This is a genomic window from Blastococcus sp. SYSU D00868 (assembly GCF_054050575.1).
The window spans coordinates 1-18,739 of the sequence record NZ_JBJGZO010000052.1; the positions used below are offsets into that span (position 1 = coordinate 1).

General features: G+C 76.1%; 19 protein-coding genes. 3 read left to right on the forward strand and 16 right to left on the reverse strand.

What is annotated here, in order from left to right; translation table 11 throughout:
- Nucleotides 1-170: 170 nt before the first annotated feature.
- On the forward strand, nucleotides 171-317 hold the full coding sequence (locus tag ACI79F_RS24045) for a hypothetical protein (protein WP_456546680.1): 147 nt from the start codon (nucleotides 171-173) through the stop codon (nucleotides 315-317).
- A 78-nt stretch (nucleotides 318-395) separates the two neighbouring features.
- Here the strand turns inward: ACI79F_RS24045 and ACI79F_RS24050 are convergent, their stop codons facing one another.
- From ACI79F_RS24050 to ACI79F_RS24125, 16 genes are all read right to left on the reverse strand, one after another.
- On the reverse strand, nucleotides 396-2,495 hold the full coding sequence (locus ACI79F_RS24050; protein WP_456546679.1) for an Ig-like domain-containing protein: 2,100 nt from the start codon (nucleotides 2,493-2,495) through the stop codon (nucleotides 396-398).
- 247 nt (nucleotides 2,496-2,742) lie between these two features.
- Nucleotides 2,743-3,150 carry a transcription antitermination factor NusB gene (gene nusB, locus ACI79F_RS24055; protein ID WP_456546678.1) on the reverse strand — a complete coding sequence of 136 codons (408 nt, stop codon included), beginning with the start codon at nucleotides 3,148-3,150 and terminating at the stop codon, nucleotides 2,743-2,745.
- A gap of 32 nt (nucleotides 3,151-3,182) precedes the next feature.
- A complete protein-coding gene (efp, locus tag ACI79F_RS24060; RefSeq protein ID WP_456546677.1) occupies nucleotides 3,183-3,743 on the reverse strand; it encodes an elongation factor P in 561 nt (186 codons plus the stop codon).
- Entirely contained in the window at nucleotides 3,743-4,855 is a 1,113-nt protein-coding gene (locus ACI79F_RS24065; RefSeq protein ID WP_456546676.1) for a M24 family metallopeptidase, read from the reverse strand. The genes efp and ACI79F_RS24065 overlap by 1 nt, the downstream gene beginning before the upstream one ends.
- 76 nt (nucleotides 4,856-4,931) lie before the next feature.
- Nucleotides 4,932-5,366: a type II 3-dehydroquinate dehydratase gene (gene aroQ / locus ACI79F_RS24070; protein ID WP_456546675.1), complete on the reverse strand. Its 435-nt coding sequence runs from the start codon at nucleotides 5,364-5,366 to the stop codon at nucleotides 4,932-4,934.
- 28 nt (nucleotides 5,367-5,394) lie between these two features.
- Entirely contained in the window at nucleotides 5,395-6,444 is a 1,050-nt protein-coding gene (aroB, locus tag ACI79F_RS24075; RefSeq protein ID WP_456546674.1) for a 3-dehydroquinate synthase, read from the reverse strand.
- On the reverse strand, nucleotides 6,441-6,974 hold the full coding sequence (locus tag ACI79F_RS24080; RefSeq protein WP_456546673.1) for a shikimate kinase: 534 nt from the start codon (nucleotides 6,972-6,974) through the stop codon (nucleotides 6,441-6,443). The genes aroB and ACI79F_RS24080 overlap by 4 nt, the downstream gene beginning before the upstream one ends.
- Entirely contained in the window at nucleotides 6,971-8,149 is a 1,179-nt protein-coding gene (gene aroC, locus ACI79F_RS24085; protein WP_456546672.1) for a chorismate synthase, read from the reverse strand. Before aroC ends, ACI79F_RS24080 begins: the two co-directional genes overlap by 4 nt.
- A gap of 36 nt (nucleotides 8,150-8,185) precedes the next feature.
- Complete coding sequence (locus ACI79F_RS24090; protein WP_456546671.1) at nucleotides 8,186-8,812, reverse strand: prepilin peptidase; 627 nt, start codon at nucleotides 8,810-8,812, stop codon at nucleotides 8,186-8,188.
- A gap of 74 nt (nucleotides 8,813-8,886) precedes the next feature.
- Nucleotides 8,887-9,708 (reverse strand): shikimate dehydrogenase, encoded by an 822-nt coding sequence (locus ACI79F_RS24095; protein WP_456546670.1) that lies wholly within the window; start codon nucleotides 9,706-9,708, stop codon nucleotides 8,887-8,889.
- A complete protein-coding gene (gene mltG, locus ACI79F_RS24100; protein ID WP_456546669.1) occupies nucleotides 9,708-11,411 on the reverse strand; it encodes an endolytic transglycosylase MltG in 1,704 nt (567 codons plus the stop codon). Before mltG ends, ACI79F_RS24095 begins: the two co-directional genes overlap by 1 nt.
- Complete coding sequence (ruvX, locus tag ACI79F_RS24105; protein WP_456546668.1) at nucleotides 11,408-12,076, reverse strand: Holliday junction resolvase RuvX; 669 nt, start codon at nucleotides 12,074-12,076, stop codon at nucleotides 11,408-11,410. The genes mltG and ruvX overlap by 4 nt, the downstream gene beginning before the upstream one ends.
- A gap of 6 nt (nucleotides 12,077-12,082) precedes the next feature.
- Nucleotides 12,083-14,767, reverse strand: a complete 2,685-nt coding sequence (gene alaS, locus ACI79F_RS24110; RefSeq protein ID WP_456546667.1) for an alanine--tRNA ligase — start codon at nucleotides 14,765-14,767, stop codon at nucleotides 12,083-12,085.
- Between the two features lie 57 nt (nucleotides 14,768-14,824).
- Complete coding sequence (locus ACI79F_RS24115; protein ID WP_456546666.1) at nucleotides 14,825-15,112, reverse strand: hypothetical protein; 288 nt, start codon at nucleotides 15,110-15,112, stop codon at nucleotides 14,825-14,827.
- Nucleotides 15,112-15,537: a DUF948 domain-containing protein gene (locus ACI79F_RS24120; protein ID WP_456546665.1), complete on the reverse strand. Its 426-nt coding sequence runs from the start codon at nucleotides 15,535-15,537 to the stop codon at nucleotides 15,112-15,114. The genes ACI79F_RS24115 and ACI79F_RS24120 overlap by 1 nt, the downstream gene beginning before the upstream one ends.
- Nucleotides 15,538-15,647: 110 nt before the next feature.
- Nucleotides 15,648-16,982 (reverse strand): replication-associated recombination protein A, encoded by a 1,335-nt coding sequence (locus tag ACI79F_RS24125; protein ID WP_456546664.1) that lies wholly within the window; start codon nucleotides 16,980-16,982, stop codon nucleotides 15,648-15,650.
- Between the two features lie 59 nt (nucleotides 16,983-17,041).
- Between ACI79F_RS24125 and ACI79F_RS24130 the strand changes: the two genes are divergently transcribed.
- Together ACI79F_RS24130 and ACI79F_RS24135 are read left to right on the forward strand one after the other, a co-directional pair.
- Nucleotides 17,042-17,911 carry an aldo/keto reductase gene (locus tag ACI79F_RS24130; RefSeq protein WP_456546663.1) on the forward strand — a complete coding sequence of 290 codons (870 nt, stop codon included), beginning with the start codon at nucleotides 17,042-17,044 and terminating at the stop codon, nucleotides 17,909-17,911.
- 126 nt (nucleotides 17,912-18,037) lie between these two features.
- Nucleotides 18,038-18,739, forward strand: a 702-nt coding sequence (locus tag ACI79F_RS24135) for an MFS transporter (protein ID WP_456578960.1), incomplete at its 3' end; no start/stop codon positions are given.

Genomic DNA, 18,739 nt, shown 5'->3' on the forward strand with positions numbered 1-18,739 from the left:
CGAGGCCCGGTCCCGCACCCGCGGGGCCGGGCCTCGTCGCGTCCCGGGCCGGTGCGGGGACGAGGCGCCCAGGTCACCGCAAGCCGGCTGCAAGGGAAGTGTCAGCGGCCGCCCCTAGCGTCCGGGACGTCAGCCGATCAGCAGCCGAGCCCAGACCGAGGAGCTCCCCCGTGCCCGTCGCCACGCCGCCCGCCCAGGACCGCGACCTCCTGCTCGCCGCCTCCCGCCGCGCCGCGCTGCGCCGGGTGCAGCGCCGGCAGTCCAGCGCCCGCATGGCCGCGATGCTCGCCGCCGCGGCACCCCGCACCGACCGCTGAGCCCGCACGGCCCACTCCGGCGGGCGGAGTGGGCCTCCGACGGACGAGGGGCCCGGCCGGGCCCCTCGTGCGTCGCGCTCAGGCGGACCGGGTGGTGAACTGCCAGGTCTCGGCCTGCACCGGGTTGCCGGCCACGTCGGTCACCCCCGCCGTCAGCACCACCTGGTAGGCGGTCCCCCCGGCCAGGGAGTCGGTCGGGTTGACGATCACCGTGTTCGTGGTGGCGTTCCAGCTCACCGCGGCCGGCACCCGCACCCCCGCGGTCGTCTGCACGTACACCGCCTCGGCGCTCGGCCGGGCCATCGCCTCGCTGAACCCGATGAGCACGTTGGCCGTCGTCCCGACCGCGGTCGCCCCCGATGCCGGCGACCGGGAGACCACCGTGGGCGCGACCGTGTCACCGGTCGGCGCGGCGCTGCGGGTGGCGAACTGCCAGGTCTCGGCCTGCACCGGGTTGCCGGCCACGTCCGTGACGCCCGCGGTCAGCACCACCTGGTAGGCGGTCCCCTCGGCCAGGGAGTCGGTCGGGTTGACGATCACCGTGTTCGTGGTCGCGTTCCAGCTCACCGCGGCCGGGACCCGCACCCCCGCGGTCGTCTGCACGTACACCGCCTCGGCGCTGGGCCGGGCCATCGCCTCGCTGAACCCGATGAGCACGTTGGCCGTCGTCCCGACCGCGGTCGCCCCCGATGCCGGCGACCGGGAGACCACCGTGGGCGCGACCGTGTCACCGGTCGGCGCGGGCGCACCCGCGGTCGTGAACCGCCAGGTCTCGGCCTGCACCGGGTTCCCCGCCACGTCGGTCACCCCCGCCGTGAGCACCACGTCGTAGCCGGTGCCGGCGGCGAGGGAGTCGGTCGGGTTCACGATCACCGTGTTGGTGGTCGCGTTGTAGGCGACCGCGGCCGGCACCCGCACGCCGTCGGCCGTCTGCAGGTACACCGCGTCCGCGCCGGGCCGGGCCATCGCCTCGCTGAACCCGATCAGCACGTTGGCCGCCGTGCCGACCCCGGTCGCGGCGGCGCCGGGGGTCCTGCTGGTGACCGTCGGGGCGGTCCGGTCGTTGTCCGGCCCCTCGCCGGCGGTCGTGAACGACCACGACGTGCGCTGCAGGGCGTTCCCCGCGGCGTCGGTCACCGCGCCGTCGACCGTGGCGGTGTAGCGGGTGCCGCTCCGCAGGGTCTCGGTGGTGCCCGGGAAGGGGTTGAGGGTCGCCGCACCGGTGGTGCGGTTGTAGGAGACCTGGGCGGGCACCGCCTGGCCGTCGCTCGCGGTGAGGGTGAAGGTCTGGGCGCTCAGCCCGGTCACGGTCTCGGTCAGGCCGAGGGTGACGTTGGTGGCGCGGCCGACGTCGCGGGTGTCCGGCGCCGGGGTCTGGGTGGCCACCCGCGGCGGCAGGAGGTCCTGCTGGAAGTTCTCGCAGCCCGGCGCGGGGCCGGTCACGTCGGCGATGCCGTCGACCAGCATGGTCTCGCGGGGCAGCGGCTCGACGTGCCCGAAGCCGGCCGCGTGCCCGTCCTCGGTGAGCAGCGCCTGCCGGCGCTGCGCCTCGGTGAGCCCGTCGCTGTTGCGGAAGCCGGTGTAGGGCGCGCGGTAGCGCATGGTGAACCCGCCGTCGACGCCGGGCGTCGCCTCGATCACGTCCGGGGTGGCCCGGTACTTGCCGCTCTCGTTGCGGAACTCGCCGGAGTCCAGCGCGGACGGGGGGATGACGGTCCCGTCGGCCCGCTTGGCGATCCCGTGGACGAGGACGTCCGAGGTCACCGGGTCGGCCTCCGGGGGCCCCGTGAACCGGATGTCGTCGACGGTGACCTCGTTGCGGAGGGTCCCCGCCGTCACCACGACGCGGTCGCCGGGCCGGATGTCCGGAACGCCACCGGCCCAGCAGTCCCCGGGCAGCGGCGTCCCGGTCTCGAGGCCGTGGTTGACCTCCAGACCGACGCCCTCGGGGGTCGACCAGGCGGGGCCCTGCGCGACGCCGATGACGACGCCGGCGCGGATCACCTCGACCCGGATGGTCGAGCCGGGCGAGCCGTAGCCGAAGACGCCGACGAAGTCGAGGTTGTGGAAGACGGTGATGTTCTTGTTCAGCCCGACGCCCGGGCCGGTGGGCGTGGCCGAGGCCGGCGCGGTGCCGACGAGCGCGGGCGCGAGCAGCGCCACCGCGCTGGCGGCCACCGTCACCCCCCATCGCCGGCGACGGGGACGGGTCTGCTGCGGCTGGCGCGTCACGGCGACGGGCTCCCTCGGGCTCCGGTGACCGGGCCCCTGCCCGGCCGGGTCCCGGCCGGCGCGGGCCGGCGTCGGGATCTCCGTCCCCCAGGTTGCTGGCGCCGCGACCAGCGCGGATCCCTCCGGACGGGGGCGCGGGACCCCCCAAAACCGGGGCCCGGCCAGGGTTGCCCGGCCGGAGGTGCCGGCCCCGTCAGCCGGCGGGGACCTCGGCGTCCAGGATCGCCCCGAGGACCCCGTTGACGAAGGCCGGCGACTCGTCGGTCGACAGGGTCCGGGCGAGCTCGACGGCCTCGTCGATGACGACGGGGTCGGGGACGTCGTCGGCCCACAGCAGCTCGTAGGTCGCCATCCGCAGGATGGCCCGGTCGACGTCGGGGAGCCGCTGCAGCGACCAGCCCCGCGCGTGGGTGTCGATCAGCCCGTCGATGCGCGCGGTGTGCTCTGCCACGCCCTCGACCAGCCGCACGGTGTGCTCGGCCACCGGCGGCTGGCCCTCGGCGATGCGGTCGCGCAGCACGGCCAGCGGGTCGGAGCCGCGGAGGTCGGCCTCGTAGAGGACGTCGACGGCACGTTTGCGGGCCTTGCTTCGGGCAGCCATGCGGGGTCGGGTCGTCGCTCGGGTCGAGGCGCTCAGTTGGCGCGGCCGAGGTACCGGCCGTCGCGGGTGTCGACCTTGAGCTTGTCGCCGGTGTTGACGAACAGCGGCACCTGGATCTGCGCGCCGGTCTCCAGGGTGGCGGGCTTCGTGCCGCCGGTGGAGCGGTCGCCCTGCAGGCCCGGGTCGGTGTGCTGGACGACGAGCTCCATGGTCACCGGCAGCTCGACGTACAGCGGGGTGCCGTCGTGCACCGCGACGACGACCTCGGTGTTCTCCAGCAGGTAGTCCGCGCCGCCGCCGACCGTGGCGTCCGGCACGTGGATCTGGTCGTAGGTGTCGCCGTCCATGAAGACGAAGTCGGCGCCGTCCTTGTACAGGTAGGTCATGTTCCGCTTGTCGACGTTGGCGGTCTCGACCTTGGTGCCGGCGTTGAAGGTCTTGTCCACGACCTTGCCCGAGAGCACGTTCTTCAGCGTCGTGCGCACGAAGGCGCCGCCCTTGCCGGGCTTGACGTGCTGGAACTCGGTGACGGACCAGAGCTGGCCGTCGAGGTTGAGGACCATGCCGTTCTTGAGGTCGTTGGTGGTAGCCATCAGATGACCAGCAGTTCCTTGCTCGTGAGGGTCAACAACTCGGGCTCGTCGTCCGTGACGATCAGGGTGTCCTCGATCCGGACACCGCCGTGGCCGGGCAGGTAGACCCCCGGCTCCACGGTGACGGCCATGCCGGCGGCCAGACTACCCGCGCCCAGCGGGCCGATGCCCGGCGCCTCGTGGATCTCCAGCCCGACGCCGTGCCCCAGCCCGTGGCCGAAGTGCTCGGCGTGGCCGGCCGCGGCGATGACGTCCCGCGCGGCCGCGTCGACCGCGACGACGTCCGCGCCGACCGCCAGCGCGGCGCGGCCGGCGGCCTGGGCGGCGGCCACCAGCTCGTAGACCTCGCGCTGCCAGTCCGCCGCGTGCCCGAGGACGAGCGTGCGGGTCATGTCGGAGTGGTAGCCGTCGACGGTCGCGCCGAAGTCGATCTTGAGGAAGTCGCCCTCGCGCAGCACCGTCGTGTCGGGCCGGTGGTGCGGGATCGCGGAGTTGGCGCCGGCGGCGACGATCGTCTCGAACGACGGCGCCTCCGCGCCCAGGTGCAGCATCCGGGCGTCGAGCTCCCGGCCGACCTGCAGCTCGGTGCGGCCGGGCCGCAGCGCGCCCTCGGACGCCAGCTCGGCCAGCGCCGCGTCGGCGACCGCGCACGCGCGCCGCAGCGCGGCGACCTCGTCGTCGTCCTTGACCGCGCGCAGCTCCTCGACGGCCCGTCGCACGCCGGCCAGCTCCGGCACGGTCCCGCCGCGGGCGGCGTCGGCGAGCACCCGCTCGATGCCGGCGAGGCCGTCGACGGTGACGACGTGGCTCTCGAAGCCGATCCGGCCGGCCCCGCCGCGCACCGCCGCGCGGGCCAGCGCCGCGACGGTGCCCCGGTCGACGAGGACCTCGAGGTCGGGCACCTGGGTCGCGGCCTGGGTGGTGTAGCGGCCGTCGGTGCCGAACAGGTCGGGATGCGCGGACGAGGGCACGGTGCGCAGCAGCAGCACCCCGTTGGAGCCGGTGAACCCGGTGAGGTACCGGACGTTGAGCAGGTCGGTCACCAGGACGGCGTCCAGCCCCCGCTCGGCGGCGACGGCCCGCAACCGCTCGCGGCGTCCGGCCGTGTTCACGACGCCCTCCGTTCGGCTCCGCGCTCGCTCCGCTCCTCGCTCGCAGAGCTCGCTGCGATGCTCACTCGCTGTCGCCTCACCGGGCGTCCCGGGCGGCCAGCCAGCGCAGCGCCAGCACGTAGCCGTCGACGCCGAGCCCGGCGATCACCCCGGAGGCGACCGGCGAGACGTAGGAGTGCCGGCGGAACTCCTCGCGGGCGTGCACGTTGCTGATGTGCACCTCCACCACCGGGGCGGTGGTCGCCGCCAGCGCGTCGCGCAGCACGACCGAGGTGTGCGTCCAGCCGCCGGGGTTGACCACGATCGGGTCGCCGGCGTCGGTGGCCTCGTGCACCCAGCGCAGCAGCTCGCCCTCGTCGTCGGTCTGCCGCACCCGCACGTGCAGGCCGAGCTGGGCACCGGCGGCCTCGAGGAGCTCGACGAGCTGGTCGTGCGTCGTCGTCCCGTACACCGCGGGCTCGCGGGTGCCGAGCCGCCCGAGGTTGGCGCCGTTCAGCACCTGGATGGTCACGTCGTCTCCGTCGGGTCGGGGGTCGGGGTCAGCCGGCGACGGCGGCCCACGCCGCGTCCAGCCACGCCTGGTCGGGGTCGGTCAGGATCCGCGGGTGGCCCATGCCGTCCAGGACGACGAAGCGCAGCGTCGCCCCGCGGGCCTTCTTGTCGATCCGCATGACGCCCTGCAGCGTCGCCCAGTCGCCGGCGTAGCGGGTGGGCAGGCCCATCGCCTCGACCAGGGAGCGGTGCCGGTCGACCTCGGCGCGGGACAGCAGGCCGGCCTGCCCGCCGAGCTCGGCGGCGAAGACGAGCCCGACGGCGACGGCCTCGCCGTGCCGCCACCCGAAGTCCTCCACCCGCTCGATGGCGTGGGCCAGGGTGTGGCCGTAGTTGAGGAACTCCCGGCGGCCGGTGTCGAACAGGTCCTCCCCGACCGCGTCGGCCTTCACCTGCACGGCGCGCTCGATCAGCTCCGCGGTGTCGCGCCGGCCGGTGGGGTCGGCCTCGAGCAGCTCGAGGACGCGGCCGTCGGCGATGAAGCCGCACTTGACCACCTCGGCCAGGCCGGAGCGGAACTCGGCCTCGGGCAGCCCGGCGAGGACGTCGGTGTCGGCGAGCACCCCGGCCGGCGGGTGGAACGCGCCGACCAGGTTCTTGCCCGCGCCGGTGTTGATGCCGGTCTTGCCGCCGACCGCGGCGTCGACCATGCCGAGCAGGCTGGTCGGCAGGTGCACCACCCGCACGCCGCGGACCCAGGTGGCGGCGAGGAACCCGGCGAGGTCGGTGACCGCTCCCCCGCCGACCCCGACGACGGCGTCGCTGCGGGTCAGCCCGAGCCGGCCGAACTCCTCCCAGGCGCCGGCCGCGACCTCGGCGGTCTTGGCGGCCTCGCCGTCCGGGACGACGACGGCCTCGGCGGCGACCCCGGCGGTCTGCAGGGTCTCCACCGCCGCGCCGGCCAGCGCGGCCAGCGGCGGGGCGTGCACCACCGCGGCGCGCGGGGTCCCGGCCAGCACCAGGGCCAGCTCGGTCTGCGCGCCGGGGCCGATGACGACCTCGTAGGGCTTCTCGCCGGGGACGGTCACCCGCCTCACGGGGCGACCTCCGTCGGCAACAGGGCGAGCACCTCGGCGACGACCTCCTCGGACGGGCGGTCGCCCGTGTGCACGGTCGCGGTCGCGACCTCGGCGTAGAGCGGGGCGCGGGCCTCCAGCAGGGTGCGCAGCACCGCCCGCGGGTTCAGCGCCAGCAGCGGGCGGTCCCGGTTGAACCCCGCCCGCCGGGCGGCGGTGGCCAGGTCGACGTCCAGCCAGACGACGACGCCGCCGGCCCGGCCGTGGGCGACCAGCAGCGCGCGGGTGGCGTCGGAGAGCACCGCGCCGCCGCCGAGGGCGAGGACGCCGTGGTGCTCGGCCAGCGCGCGGGCGACGGCGGCCTCCTCGAGATCGCGGAAGTGCGCCTCGCCGGCGTCGACGAAGATGTCGGCGACCCGGCTGCCGGTGGCGGCCTCGACGTCGGCGTCCGTGTCGCGGAACGCCAGGCCGCGGGCGGCCGCGACCGCCCGGCCGACCGTCGTCTTGCCGGAGGTGGGCGGCCCGACCAGGACCAGCGCGGGACCGCTCACCGCAACGGCAGCGCGTCGAGGTAGGCCCGGGCGTTGCGGCGGGTCTCGGGCAGCGAGTCGCCGCCAAACTTCTCCAGCACCGCGTCGGCGAGCACGAGGGCGACCATCGCCTCCATCACCACGGAGCCGCGGGGCACGGCGCAGGCGTCGCTGCGCTGGTTGATCGCGACGGCGGGCTCGCGGGTGGCGACGTCGACGGTGGCCAGCGCCCGGGGCACGGTGGAGATCGGCTTCATCGCCGCGCGCACCCGCAGCACCTCGCCGTTGGTCATGCCGCCCTCGATGCCGCCGGCCCGGTCGGACAGCCGCTGCACCCGGCCGTCGGCCAGCACGATCTCGTCGTGGGCCACCGAGCCGCGGCGGCGGGCGGTCTCCAGCCCGTCGCCGACCTCGACGGCCTTGACCGACTGCACGCCCATCAGCGCGCCGGCCAGCCGGGAGTCCAGCCGGCGGTCCCAGTGCACGTGGCTGCCCAGCCCCGGCGGCAGGCCGTGGACGACGACCTCGATGACCCCGCCGAGGGTGTCGCCGTTCTTCCGGACGTCGTCGATCTCGGCGGTCATCGCGGCGCTCGTGGCGGGGTCGGCGCAGCGCACCGGGTCCTCGTCGATGCGCGGGTTGTCGCCCGGCCCGGGGACGACGCCCTCGGGGGCGAGCACCGGGCCGATGGCCACGACGTGGCTGACCACCTCGACGTCGAGGGCCTGGCGCAGGAACGCCCTGGCGACGGCGCCGAGCGCCACCCGCGCGGCGGTCTCCCGCGCGCTGGCCCGCTCGAGCACCGGGCGGGCGTCGTCGAAGCCGTACTTCTGCATGCCGGGCAGGTCGGCGTGGCCCGGGCGGGGGCGGGTCAGCGGGGCGTTGCGCGCCTGGCCGGCCAGCACCTCCGGGTCGACCGGGTCGGCGGCCATGACCGTCTGCCACTTCGGCCACTCGGTGTTGCCCACCTGCACGGCGATCGGCCCGCCCTGGGTGCGGCCGTGCCGGACGCCGCCGGTCAGGGAGACGACGTCCTGCTCGAACGACATCCGGGCGCCCCGGCCGTGGCCGAGGCGGCGGCGGGCGAGGTCGGCGTCGAGGTCGGAGGTCTGGACGGCGACGCCGGCGGGGAGCCCCTCGAGGATGGCGGTGAGCTGAGGGCCGTGCGACTCACCGGCGGTCAGCCAGCGCAACATGCCCGGGATTCTGCCAGCCGGGGGCACGGCTCCCGTTCAGAGGAGCAGCGCGGGGGCGTCGAGCGCCAGGGCGAGGACGGCGCCGGCCAGCAGCGGCGGCCCGAACGGGACGGCGGTGCGCCAGCCGGCGCGGCGGGTGGCCACCAGCAGCAGCGAGCCGCCGGCCCCGACCAGCAGCCCGAGGAAGACGCCGGCGAGCAGCACGCCCCAGCCGGCCCAGCCGAGCAGCAGCCCGAGCAGGCCGAGCAGCTTGACGTCGCCGAAGCCGAGCCCGCCGGCGGACAGCGCGCCGGCGAGGGCCGCGACCGCGAAGGCGGCCCCGCCGGCCAGCACCGCCCGGCCGAGCGCGGGCCAGCTGCCGGTGGCGGCGGCGTCGACCAGCAGCGCCGTGGCGCAGGCGACCGCCGTCGGCAGCAGCACCCGGTCGGGCAGCCGGTGCACGGCCAGGTCGACGGTGGCCAGCACCAGCCCGGCACCGGCCGCCCAGGCCAGGGCCACGGCCGCGGGGCGGACGCCGGTCAGCAGCAGCACGCCCGCCACCAGCGCGCCGAAGGCGACGGTGGTGGCGAGGACCGCGGCCGGCGCGGGCCGGGCGGACTCGTCGCCGCGGGCCAGCCGGACGCCGCGGCGGGCCAGCCACGGCCCGACGGCGAGCGCGCACACGCAGGCGACGGCGGCGGCCGCCGCGGGCTCGAGCGCGACGCCGCCGATGCCCAGCCCCTCGCCGAGGGAGCCGGTCAGCTGCCGGCTCCCGGGCGGCCCTCGAGCGCCCGGCGCATCTCCTCCAGGGGCGCCGGCAACCCGGTCATGAGCTCGACCTGCGCGGTGGCCTGCCAGAACAGCACCTCGAGGCCGCTGACCACGGTGCCGCCGGCGGCGGTGACCGCGCCGGCCAGCGGGGTGGGCCACGGCGCGTACAGCACGTCCAGCACCGTCTGCCCGGCGCGCCAGCCGAGGTCGAGCAGGCCCGGCTGGCCGTCGATGGGCACCGTGCTGACGGCGACCGGCGCGGCGACGGCCGCCCCGGCCAGCCGGTGCACGGTGGCGGCGACCCCCAGGGTCTCCAGCACGCGGGTCACCTCGCCGGCCCGGGCGGGCTCGCGGACGACGACGTCGACCTGCTCGGCGCCCAGCGACGCCAGCGCCACCGCCGCCGCGACCGCCGTCCCGCCGGCGCCGAGGATCGCCGCGTGCGGCACCCGGCCGTCGGCGTCGAGCGACAGGCCCAGCTGCAGCGCGGTGCCGACGCCGGCGACGTCGGTGTTCTCCGCCCGCCAGCCGCCGTCGTCGGTGCGCACCAGCGTGTTGGCGGCGCCCAGCAGCGCCGGCAGCGGCTCCACGACGTCGGCGGCGCGCACCGCGGCCTGCTTGCAGGGCATGGTCACCGAGAAGCCGCGCCACTCCGGCCCGAGGCCGGCGATGAGGTCGGGCAGCTCCTCGGCGCCGACGTCCAGGGCGTCGTACGTCCAGTCGGACAGCCCCAGCGCGGCGTAGGCCGACCGGTGCAGCAGCGGGGAGAGCGAGTGCGTCACCGGTCGGCCGAGGACGGCCGCCCGCATCAGTCCGGGTTCTCCCGCAGCCACTGCTGGAACAGCGCCACGTTCGCGGCGTGCTCCTCGCCGGTCACCGCGAACCGGGTCTCCCCGGTGTCGGGGTTGACCGTGACGAAGTAGATCCACGGCCCCGGCGTCGGGGTGAGGACGGCGTTGAGCGCGTCCTCGCCCGGGTTGCCGATCGCGCCCGGCGGGAGGCCGGCGTGGAAGTAGGTGTTGTACGGCGAGGGGTTGGCCCGGTCCGCCGCCGTGGTGGTGACGCCGGAGTTGCCGGTGGCGTAGTTGACCGTGCTGTCCAGCTGCAGCGGCATGCCGACCGCCAGCCGGTTCTCCAGCACCTGGGCGACCATGCCCATGTCCTCCGGCAGCGCCGCCTCGGCCTGCACCAGGCTGGCCTTGGTCAGCAGGGTCAGCCGCTGCTCCTCGGGCACGCCGAGGGAGTCCAGGGTCTGCACGGTGCGGGTGACCATCTGGCCGAGCATCTGCTCCGGCGTCATCTCGGGCTCGAAGTCGTAGGTGGCCGGGAACAGCCAGCCCTCGAGCAGCCCGTTGGCGTAGGCCGGCAGCCCCAGCGCGGCCGGGTTCGCGGCCACGCGGGTCAGCTCCTCGATCGGCGTGTCGGTCTCCTCGGCCAGCCGCTCCAGCACCCGCTGCACCGTGTAGCCCTCGGGGATGGTGACGCGGGAGAACAGCCGGCTGGCCGGGTCGAGCAGCAGGTCCAGGGCGGCCTGGCCGCTCATCTGCGAGCGCATGCCGTAGACGCCGGGCTGGATGCCCATGGCGGCCGGGGTCGCCTCGGCGGCGGTGACGAACGGCCCGACCGAGGCGATGACGTCGGCCTCGACGAGGGCGCGGCCGATGTCGCTGAGCGTGGCGCCGTCCTCGACGCGGACCTGGACGCTGCCGGTGCCCTGGCCGGTGTAGTCCTCGTCGGCCGGGTTGATCAGGCCGATGAGGGCCTTGCCGCCGAAGACGATGCCGGCCACGAGCCCGGCCAGGACGAGGAAGGACAGGACGAGCGTCACCGGGCCGCGCTTGCGCCGGCGGCGGGGGGTGGCGTCCTCGTCGTCGTGGTCGACGTCGAGGTGGTCGTCGTGGTGCTCGTCGTCGGCCAGCATCTCGAGGCCGCCGGTGGAGTCGTCGTCGTGCGGGTCGGCGGAGGGCTCGGCGTGGGGGGCGGAGACGCCGCCGGGCCCGGGATCGTCCCCGGCCGCCGACGGCGGCGGGGGCACCGGCCCGCCGACGGCGGGGTGCGCGACGGTCGCCTCGTCGTCCGGCGGGACGTCGGTGCGGCGCTGCAGCCGCGACCAGGTGCCGGTCGGCATTGGCGGGAGCGGGGCGCTGGGGTGCTGCCCGCCGCCCGCCGGGGTCTCGGGGGTCTGCGGGTCGCCGCCCATGCCGGGGATCCGGCCGGTGCGGTCGTCGTCCGGTGAGGAGTGGCGGGCGGCGGGGTGGCGCGCGTCGGGGTGGCGGGCATCGGGCTCGCGGGCGTAGTCCGCGATCGGGAAGTCCGGCGCGTGCTCGCGGTCGATGACCCCGGCGCGGCGCCGCGGCGGGGCCGCGGGGGTCGGGGCGATGCCGGTCACCGGGTCCGGGCGCACCGGTGCCTGCTGCCGCGGGAGGCCGGCCGCCCAGGCGCTCAGCGACTGCCCGGCGCCGGCCGGCCGGGCGTGGCGACCCCGCTCACCGGGCGGGGTCGGCGAACTCACGAGCGTCCCCGCTGTGCGTCGAGATAGGCCTGGAGGATGACCACGGCGGCGGCCTGGTCGATCACGGGGCGCTGCTGGCGGCTGTCGAGCCCGCTCGCCCGGAGGGAACCGGCTGCGCTCACGGTGGAGAGCCTTTCGTCGACGAGGTGCACGGGCACGTCTCCGATGCGCCCGGCCAGTGCCCGAGAGTAGGCACGCGCCTCGCGCGCCGAGGCGCCCGACGCTCCCGAGAGGTGTCGCGGCTCCCCCACGATCACCTCTGTCACCTCGTGTTCCACGACGAGCGCCGCGATCCGGTCCAGATCGGACTCGTCGCGGGCCCGCGCGACGGTCTCCAGCGGGCTGGCGAGCGTGCCCGTCGGGTCGGACAGGGCGACCCCGACCCGCACCGTCCCGACGTCGAGGCCCAGCCGCCGGCCCTGCCGCGAGCGCCGCGGCGGGATCGGCAGCCCGGCGGGCAGCCCGCGGGACAGGTCGATCTCGGTGGTCTCGTTGCGCACCGGCGGGAAGCCCTGCCGCAGGTCGATCTCGGTCGTCGCGTTGGGGACCGGCGGCTCGGCCGGCGGCGGGGTGGGCCGCGGTCGGGACGGCGGGACGGCGGGGCGCTGCACGCGCCGCTCGCCGACGGGGCCGGTCTCCTCGGGGTCCCAGCGCTGCTCGGGCATCTCAGCTCACCTCCGGACGGCGGTCTGGACCGCCTGCTCGCCGGCCGCCAGGGCCGCGGGGATGCCGCCCGGGTCGGTGCCGCCCCCCTGGGCGACGTCGGCCTTGCCACCGCCACGCCCACCCACCAGCGGGGCGGCGTTCTTGATCAGGTCCCCGGCCGAGAGGCCGAGCTGCTGCGCGGCCGGCGTGAGCGCCGCCACCAGCGCCACCTTGCCCGCGGACTCCGAGGCGAGCAAGACCACCGCCGGGCGCTCGCCCAGCCGCCCGCGGACGTCCAGGGCGAGGGTGCGCAGGTCGCCGCCGGCCAGCCCCTCCGGGGAGCCGGTGACCACGGCGACGCCGGCGACGTCGCCCGCCCCGGCGGCCAGCGTGGCGGCGGCGGCGAGGGTCTGCTGCGCGCGCAGGTCGGCCAGCTCCCGGTCGGTCTCGCGCTGCCGGGCGAGGATGCCGCCGATCCGCTCCACCAGGCCGTCGGCCGGGGTCTTGAGCAGCTCCCCGAGCTGGCGGACCAGGTCGCGCTCGCGGGCCAGGTAGCGGAAGCCCTCCAGGCCGACGGCGGCCTCCACGCGGCGGGAGCCGGAGCCGACCGAGGACTCGCCGGTGAGGGCGAGGGTGCCGATCTGGGCGCTGCCGCGCACGTGCGTGCCACCGCAGAGCTCGCGCGACCAGGGGCCGCCGATCTCCACGACGCGGACCTGCTCGGAGTAGGTCTCGCCGAACAGCGCCAGCGCGCCGATCGCCTGCGCCTCGGGCAGGGTCATCCAGGAGGCGGTGACGGTGTGGTCGGCGCGGACGGCGGCGTTGGCGACGTCCTCGATGTCGGTCCGCTGCTGGCCGGTGAGCGCGCCCTGCCAGGCGAAGTCCAGCCGCAGGTAGCCGGGCCGGTTGTAGGAGCCCGACTGCAGGGCCTGCGGGCCGAGCACCTGGCGCAGCGCGGCGTGCACCACGTGGGTGCCCGAGTGCGCCTGGCAGGCCGACAGCCGCCACTCGCGGTCCACCTCGGCGGTGAGGGAGACCCCCGCCCGCAGCTCGCCCTCGAGGACCCGCACCTGGTGGGCGACCAGGCCCTTGACCGGCCGCTGCACGTCGAGCACCTCGGCCCGGCCGCCGTCCCAGACGAGCGCGCCGGCGTCGGCGACCTGGCCGCCGGACTCGGCGTAGAACGGCGTCCGGTCCAGCACGACGCGGGTGACCTCGCCGGGCCCGGCGACGGTCTCGGCGCCGTCGGAGTCGGTCAGGTCGGAGACGACGGCGAGCACGCGGGAGTCGGTGCGCAGCGTCTCGTAGGCCTGCCAGTCGGTGGGCCCGTGCTCGGCGAGCAGCCGGCGGTAGGCCAGGACGTCGACCGAGCCGGTGCGCTTGGCGCGGGCGTCGGCGCGGGCGCGGTCGCGCTGCTGCTGCATGAGCGCGCGGAAGCCGGCCTCGTCGACGGTCACGCCCTGCTCGGCGGCCATCTCCAGGGTGACGTCGATCGGGAAGCCGTAGGTGTCGTGCAGGGAGAACGCCTGCTCGCCGGAGAGGGTGGCCGCGCCCGCCGCCTTGGCCTGCGAGACGGCGGTGTCGAACAGCGCCGTCCCGGAGGTGAGGGTGCGGCGGAACGCCTCCTCCTCGGCGTAGGCGACCGAGGAGATGCGCGCGAAGTCGGTGGCCAGCTCGGGGTAGCTGGCGCTCATCGCGTCGCGGGAGACCGGCAGCAGCTCGGGCAGCGTGGCCTCGTCGACGCCGAGCAGCTTCATCGACCGGACGGCGCGGCGCAGCAGCCGGCGCAGGATGTAGCCGCGGCCCTCGTTGCCGGGGGTGACGCCGTCGCCGATGAGCATCAGCCCGCTGCGCACGTGGTCGGCGACCACCCGCAGCCGCACGTCGGCGTCGTGGTCCTGGCCGTACCGGACGCCGGCGAGGTCGGCGGCCCGGCGCAGCACCGGGGCGACCTCGTCGATCTCGTACATGTTGTCGACGCCCTGGAGCAGGAAGGCGACCCGCTCCATGCCCATGCCGGTGTCGATGTTCTTCTTCGGCAGCTCGCCGAGGATCGGGAAGTCCTTGCCCTCCCCGGCGCCCCGCTCGTACTGCATGAAGACGAGGTTCCAGATCTCCAGGAACCGGTCGCCGGCGCGGTCGACCGCCGGGCCGCCGTCGGGGCCGTACTCCGGGCCGCGGTCGACGTAGATCTCCGAGCACGGGCCGGCCGGGCCGGGGGCGCCGGTGGACCAGTAGTTGTCCTCCATGCCCAGGCGCTGGATGCGCTCCTTGGGCAGGCCCGCGATCCGGTGCCAGGCCTCGGCGGCCTCGTCGTCGTCCAGGTAGACGGTCACCCAGATCTTCTCCGGGTCGAAGCCCAGCCCGCCGTCCTCCAGCCGCCCGGTGACCAGCTCCCAGGCGTACTGGATCGCCCCGTCCTTGAAGTAGTCGCCGAAGGAGAAGTTGCCGTTCATCTGGAAGAACGTGCCGTGCCGGGTGGTCTTGCCGACCTCCTCGATGTCGAGGGTCCGGACGCACTTCTGCACGCTGGTGGCCCGCGGGAACGGCGCGGGCTCCCGGCCGGTCAGGTACGGGATGAAGGGCACCATGCCAGCGACGGTGAACAGCAGCGACGGGTCCGGCGAGACCAGCGGGGCGCTGGGGACGACGGTGTGGCCCCGGGCGGCGAAGTGCTCCAGGAAACGACGGCGGATCTCGGCGGTCTGCATGTCCTACTCGGGTTCTCAGGTGCGCGGGCGCCGCCCGGTGCGGCGGCCGGCGCGGGGTCAGCGGTCGGCGGGGGGTGCGCTGTGCCGGCCGGGCAGCTCGACGGCGGTGCGCTCGGGCAGCGGCGCGTCGAGGCCGGTGCCCGACCGCAGCTCGTCCTCACGCGCGGCGGCGGCCGCGCGGACGTCGGCGCCGAACTCCCCGATGGCGTCGGCGAGGTCGCGCAGCCCCTCCACCAGGGCGCCGGCGATGCCCTGCGGGGTGAGCTTCTCGGCGGCCGCCGACAGCTTGCGCACCACCAGGGCGCCGATGGTCACGCCCATGGCGAGCCAGAACAGCCGGCGCATCAGGCGGCCCGCCGGGCGGCCCGGCGCGCGCGGCGCGCCTCCTTGTCCCGCTGCGCCGCCTCGGCGATGGCGACGCCCTCGCGGCGCTTGCGGGCGGCGCTGCGCACGCCGTAGCTGAACGCCGCGACCTTGATCAGCGGGCTGCCGAGGGTGGCGGCCACGACGCTGGTCAGGGCGGCGACGTTGCTCGACACGTTCGCGGCGTTGCCGGTGATGTCGTCGACCCGCTCGAGGTTGCTGTTGACGTGGGTGACCGTGGTGGTCGCCTGCGCCAGGATCGGCCGGCTCTGCTCACGGACCTGCCGGATCGTCAGCGTCGTCTCGTCGAGCGTGCGGCCCAGCTTGAGCAGCGGGACGGCCAGCAGCAGGACCAGCAGCACCAGCGCGAGGGCTGCGATCAGTCCGGCCCACTCTCCTGCGGACACGCGCGGTCTCCTGTTCGTCGGGTAAGCCAGCGCCGGGGCGTCCCGGCGTGGTCACAGTAGTCGCCGGGCCGCGGGGCGATCCGGCTGCCGGGACCAGTGGGGCGGGGCGGTCAGCGGGTGCGCCGCAGGATGGCCCGCAGCTTCGGCAGGCGGGCCGCGATCGGCCCCTCCGCGCCCCGCTGGGTGGGCCGGTAGTAGTCGCGGCCGACCAGCGCGTCCGGCGGGTACTGCTGGGCGACGATGCCGTCGGGGGCGTCGTGCGGGTAGCGGTAGGTGCCGCCGTGCCCGAGCTTCTTGGCGCCGGCGTAGTGGGCGTCGCGCAGCCCGGGCGGCACGGGGCCGGCCAGCCCGGCCCGGACGTCGGCCACCGACTCCCCCATGGCCACCGTGACCGCGTTGGACTTGGGCGCCGTGGCCAGGTGGACGACGGCGTGCGCGAGCGGGAAGTGGCCCTCGGGCATGCCGATGAGCTGCACCGCCTGCGCCGCGGCCACCGCCGTCTGCAGCGCCGTGGGGTCGGCCATGCCGATGTCCTCGCTGGCGGAGATCACCAGCCGCCGGGCGATGAACCGCGGGTCCTCCCCCGCCTCCACCATGCGGGCCAGGTAGTGCAGCGCCGCGTCGACGTCGCTGCCGCGGATCGACTTGATCAGCGCGCTGGCGACGTCGTAGTGCTGGTCGCCCTGCCGGTCGTAGCGGACCGCCGCCTGGGCCACCGCGGTCTCGAGCGTGGGCAGGTCGATCTCGGCCGCGCCGGCCGCGACCGCCGCACCGGCGCCGGACTCCAGCGCGGTCAGCGCCTTGCGGCCGTCGCCGCCGGCGATGCGCACCAGGTGCTCCTCGGCCTCCGGGCTCAGCGTCACGGCGCCGTCCAGCCCGCGGTCGCTGGTCAGCGCCCGGTGCAGCAGGGCGCGGACGTCGTCGTCGGCGAGCGGCTGCAGGGCCAGCACCAGGCTGCGCGACAGCAGCGGGCTGACCACGGAGAAGAACGGGTTCTCGGTGGTGGCGGCGATCAGGCTGACGATCCGGTCCTCCACCGCCGACAGCAGCGAGTCCTGCTGGGTCTTGGAGAACCGGTGCACCTCGTCGATGAACAGCACGGTGCGCCGGCCGGCGTAGGTGAGCTCCCGCTTGGCCGCGGTGATGACCGCCCGGACCTCCTTGACCCCGGAGTCCAGCGCCGACAACTGCACGAACTGCCGCTTCGTCGCCAGCGAGATGACGTGCGCGAGCGTGGTCTTGCCGGTGCCCGGCGGGCCGTAGAGGACCAGCGACATCGGCTCGTCGGCCTCGACGAGGCGGCGCAGCGGCGAGCGCGGGCCGAGCAGGTGCTGCTGGCCGACCACCTCGTCCAGCGAGCGCGGCCGCATCCGCACGGCCAGCGGCGCCCCCGGGTCGACGGCGGCGGGCTCGGCCCCGGCCGGCTCGTCGAACAACGAACTCACGGGTGACGACGCTACCCGCGGGGCACGACATCCCCCGTTTCCCGACGAGGAGGTCCTCCGTGCAGCAGCGCACCATCGGCAACGACACCGTCGGCCGCGTCCCCGTCAGCGCGATCGGCCTGGGGGCCATGCCGCTGTCGACCAGGTCCGGCCGGCCCTCGCCCGAGGAGGCGGAGGCGGTCGTGCACGCCGCGCTCGACGCGGGCGTGACGCTGATCGACACCGCCGACGCGTACGCCGCCGACGAGTCGGAGTTCGGCCACAACGAGGAACTGGTCGCCCGCGCGCTGCGCTCCTACGGCGGCCGCACCGACGGCGTGTTCGTGGCGACCAAGGGCGGCCACACCCGGCAGGGCACCGACTGGGGCCTGGACGGGACGCCGGCCTACCTGCGGCGGGCGTGCGAGGCGTCGCTGCGCCGGCTGGGCGTCGACGCGATCGACCTGTACCAGTTCCACCGCCCCGACCCGGACACGCCGTGGGAGGAGACGATGGGCGGCTTGCGGTCGCTGTACGACGCCGGCCTGGTGCGGACGGTCGGGATCTCCAACGCCGACATCGCCCAGATCGACGTGGCCCGCTCCGTGCTGGGCGACGCCCTGGTGGCCGTGCAGAACCAGTTCTCCCCCGGCTGGCGCTTCTCCGCCGACGAGCTCGCCCACTGCGCCGCGCACGGCCTGGCCTTCCTCCCCTGGAGCCCCTTCGGCGGGGTCTCGGCGGCCGGCTCGCTCGACGCCACCGCGCCCGCCTTCGCCGAGGTGGCCGGCGAGCTCGGCGTCTCGGTGTACCAGGTGACGCTGGCCTGGCACCTGGCCCAGGCCGACGTCGTCCTGCCCATCCCCGGCGCCTCCCGGCCGGCGTCGATCCGCGACTCCGCCGCCGCGGCCGACCTGCGGCTCGACCCGGAGCAGCTCGCCCGACTCGGCTGAGGCAGGGCCTCGACCTCAGCTGGAGGTCGAGGACGGCGTGACGGGCGCCACCGCCGGGAGGCTCCCCGCCGCCCCCGTGATGGTTGTACGGTGCATCTACTCCTGCGGGTCCCGACGAGGAGACCGATGCCCGGACCAGCCGCCGTCGCCGACGCGACCGCTCCCCCGCGGGTCGCGTCGCGCCGGGCCCCCACGGGCCTGGTCATCACCGTGCTCGCGCTGTGCGGCACCGTCGCCGCCCTGCAGCAGACCATCGTCATCGCCGTCCTGCCCGAGCTCCCCCAGCTGCTGGACACCTCCAGCGACAACGCCTCCTGGGTGGTGACGACGACGCTGCTGGCCGGCGCGGTCGCCACCCCGACGGTCAGCCGGTTCGCCGACACGGTCGGCAAGCGGCGGATGGTGGTCGTCTGCCTGGCGCTGATGGTGACCGGGTCGGTGATCGGCGGGCTGGCGGCCTCGCTGCCGCAGGTGCTCGCCGCGCGGGCGCTGCAGGGCGTGGGCATGGCGCTGATCCCGGTGGGCATCGCCGCGATGCGCGACGAGCTGCCGCCCGACCGGGTGCCCCTGGGCGTCGCGCTGATGAGCGGCACCCTGGCGATCGGGGCGGGCGCCGGCCTGCCGCTGTCCGGCCTGCTCGTGCAGTACCTCGACTGGCACCTGCTGTTCTGGGTGCCCGGCGCGCTCGGCGTCCTCATGCTGGTCGCCGTCCCGCTGGTCCTGGCGCCGTCGGCGCCGCGGGGGGGGGGGGGGGGGGGGGGGGGGGGGGGGGGGGGGGGGGGGGGGGGGGGGGCCCCGGGCGTGGGGGGGCGGGGGGTGGGGGGGGGG

Coding starts and splice junctions, on each gene's coding strand:
- nusB (WP_456546678.1), bottom strand. CDS start 3,150: ATGGCTGCCCGAAGCAAGGCCCGCAAACGTGCCGTCGACGTCCTCTAC.
- alaS (WP_456546667.1), bottom strand. CDS start 14,767: ATGCAGACCGCCGAGATCCGCCGTCGTTTCCTGGAGCACTTCGCCGCC.
- ruvX (WP_456546668.1), bottom strand. CDS start 12,076: ATGCCCGAGCAGCGCTGGGACCCCGAGGAGACCGGCCCCGTCGGCGAG.
- aroC (WP_456546672.1), bottom strand. CDS start 8,149: ATGTTGCGCTGGCTGACCGCCGGTGAGTCGCACGGCCCTCAGCTCACC.
- ACI79F_RS24115 (WP_456546666.1), bottom strand. CDS start 15,112: ATGCGCCGGCTGTTCTGGCTCGCCATGGGCGTGACCATCGGCGCCCTG.
- ACI79F_RS24095 (WP_456546670.1), bottom strand. CDS start 9,708: ATGCGGGCGGCCGTCCTCGGCCGACCGGTGACGCACTCGCTCTCCCCG.
- efp (WP_456546677.1), bottom strand. CDS start 3,743: ATGGCTACCACCAACGACCTCAAGAACGGCATGGTCCTCAACCTCGAC.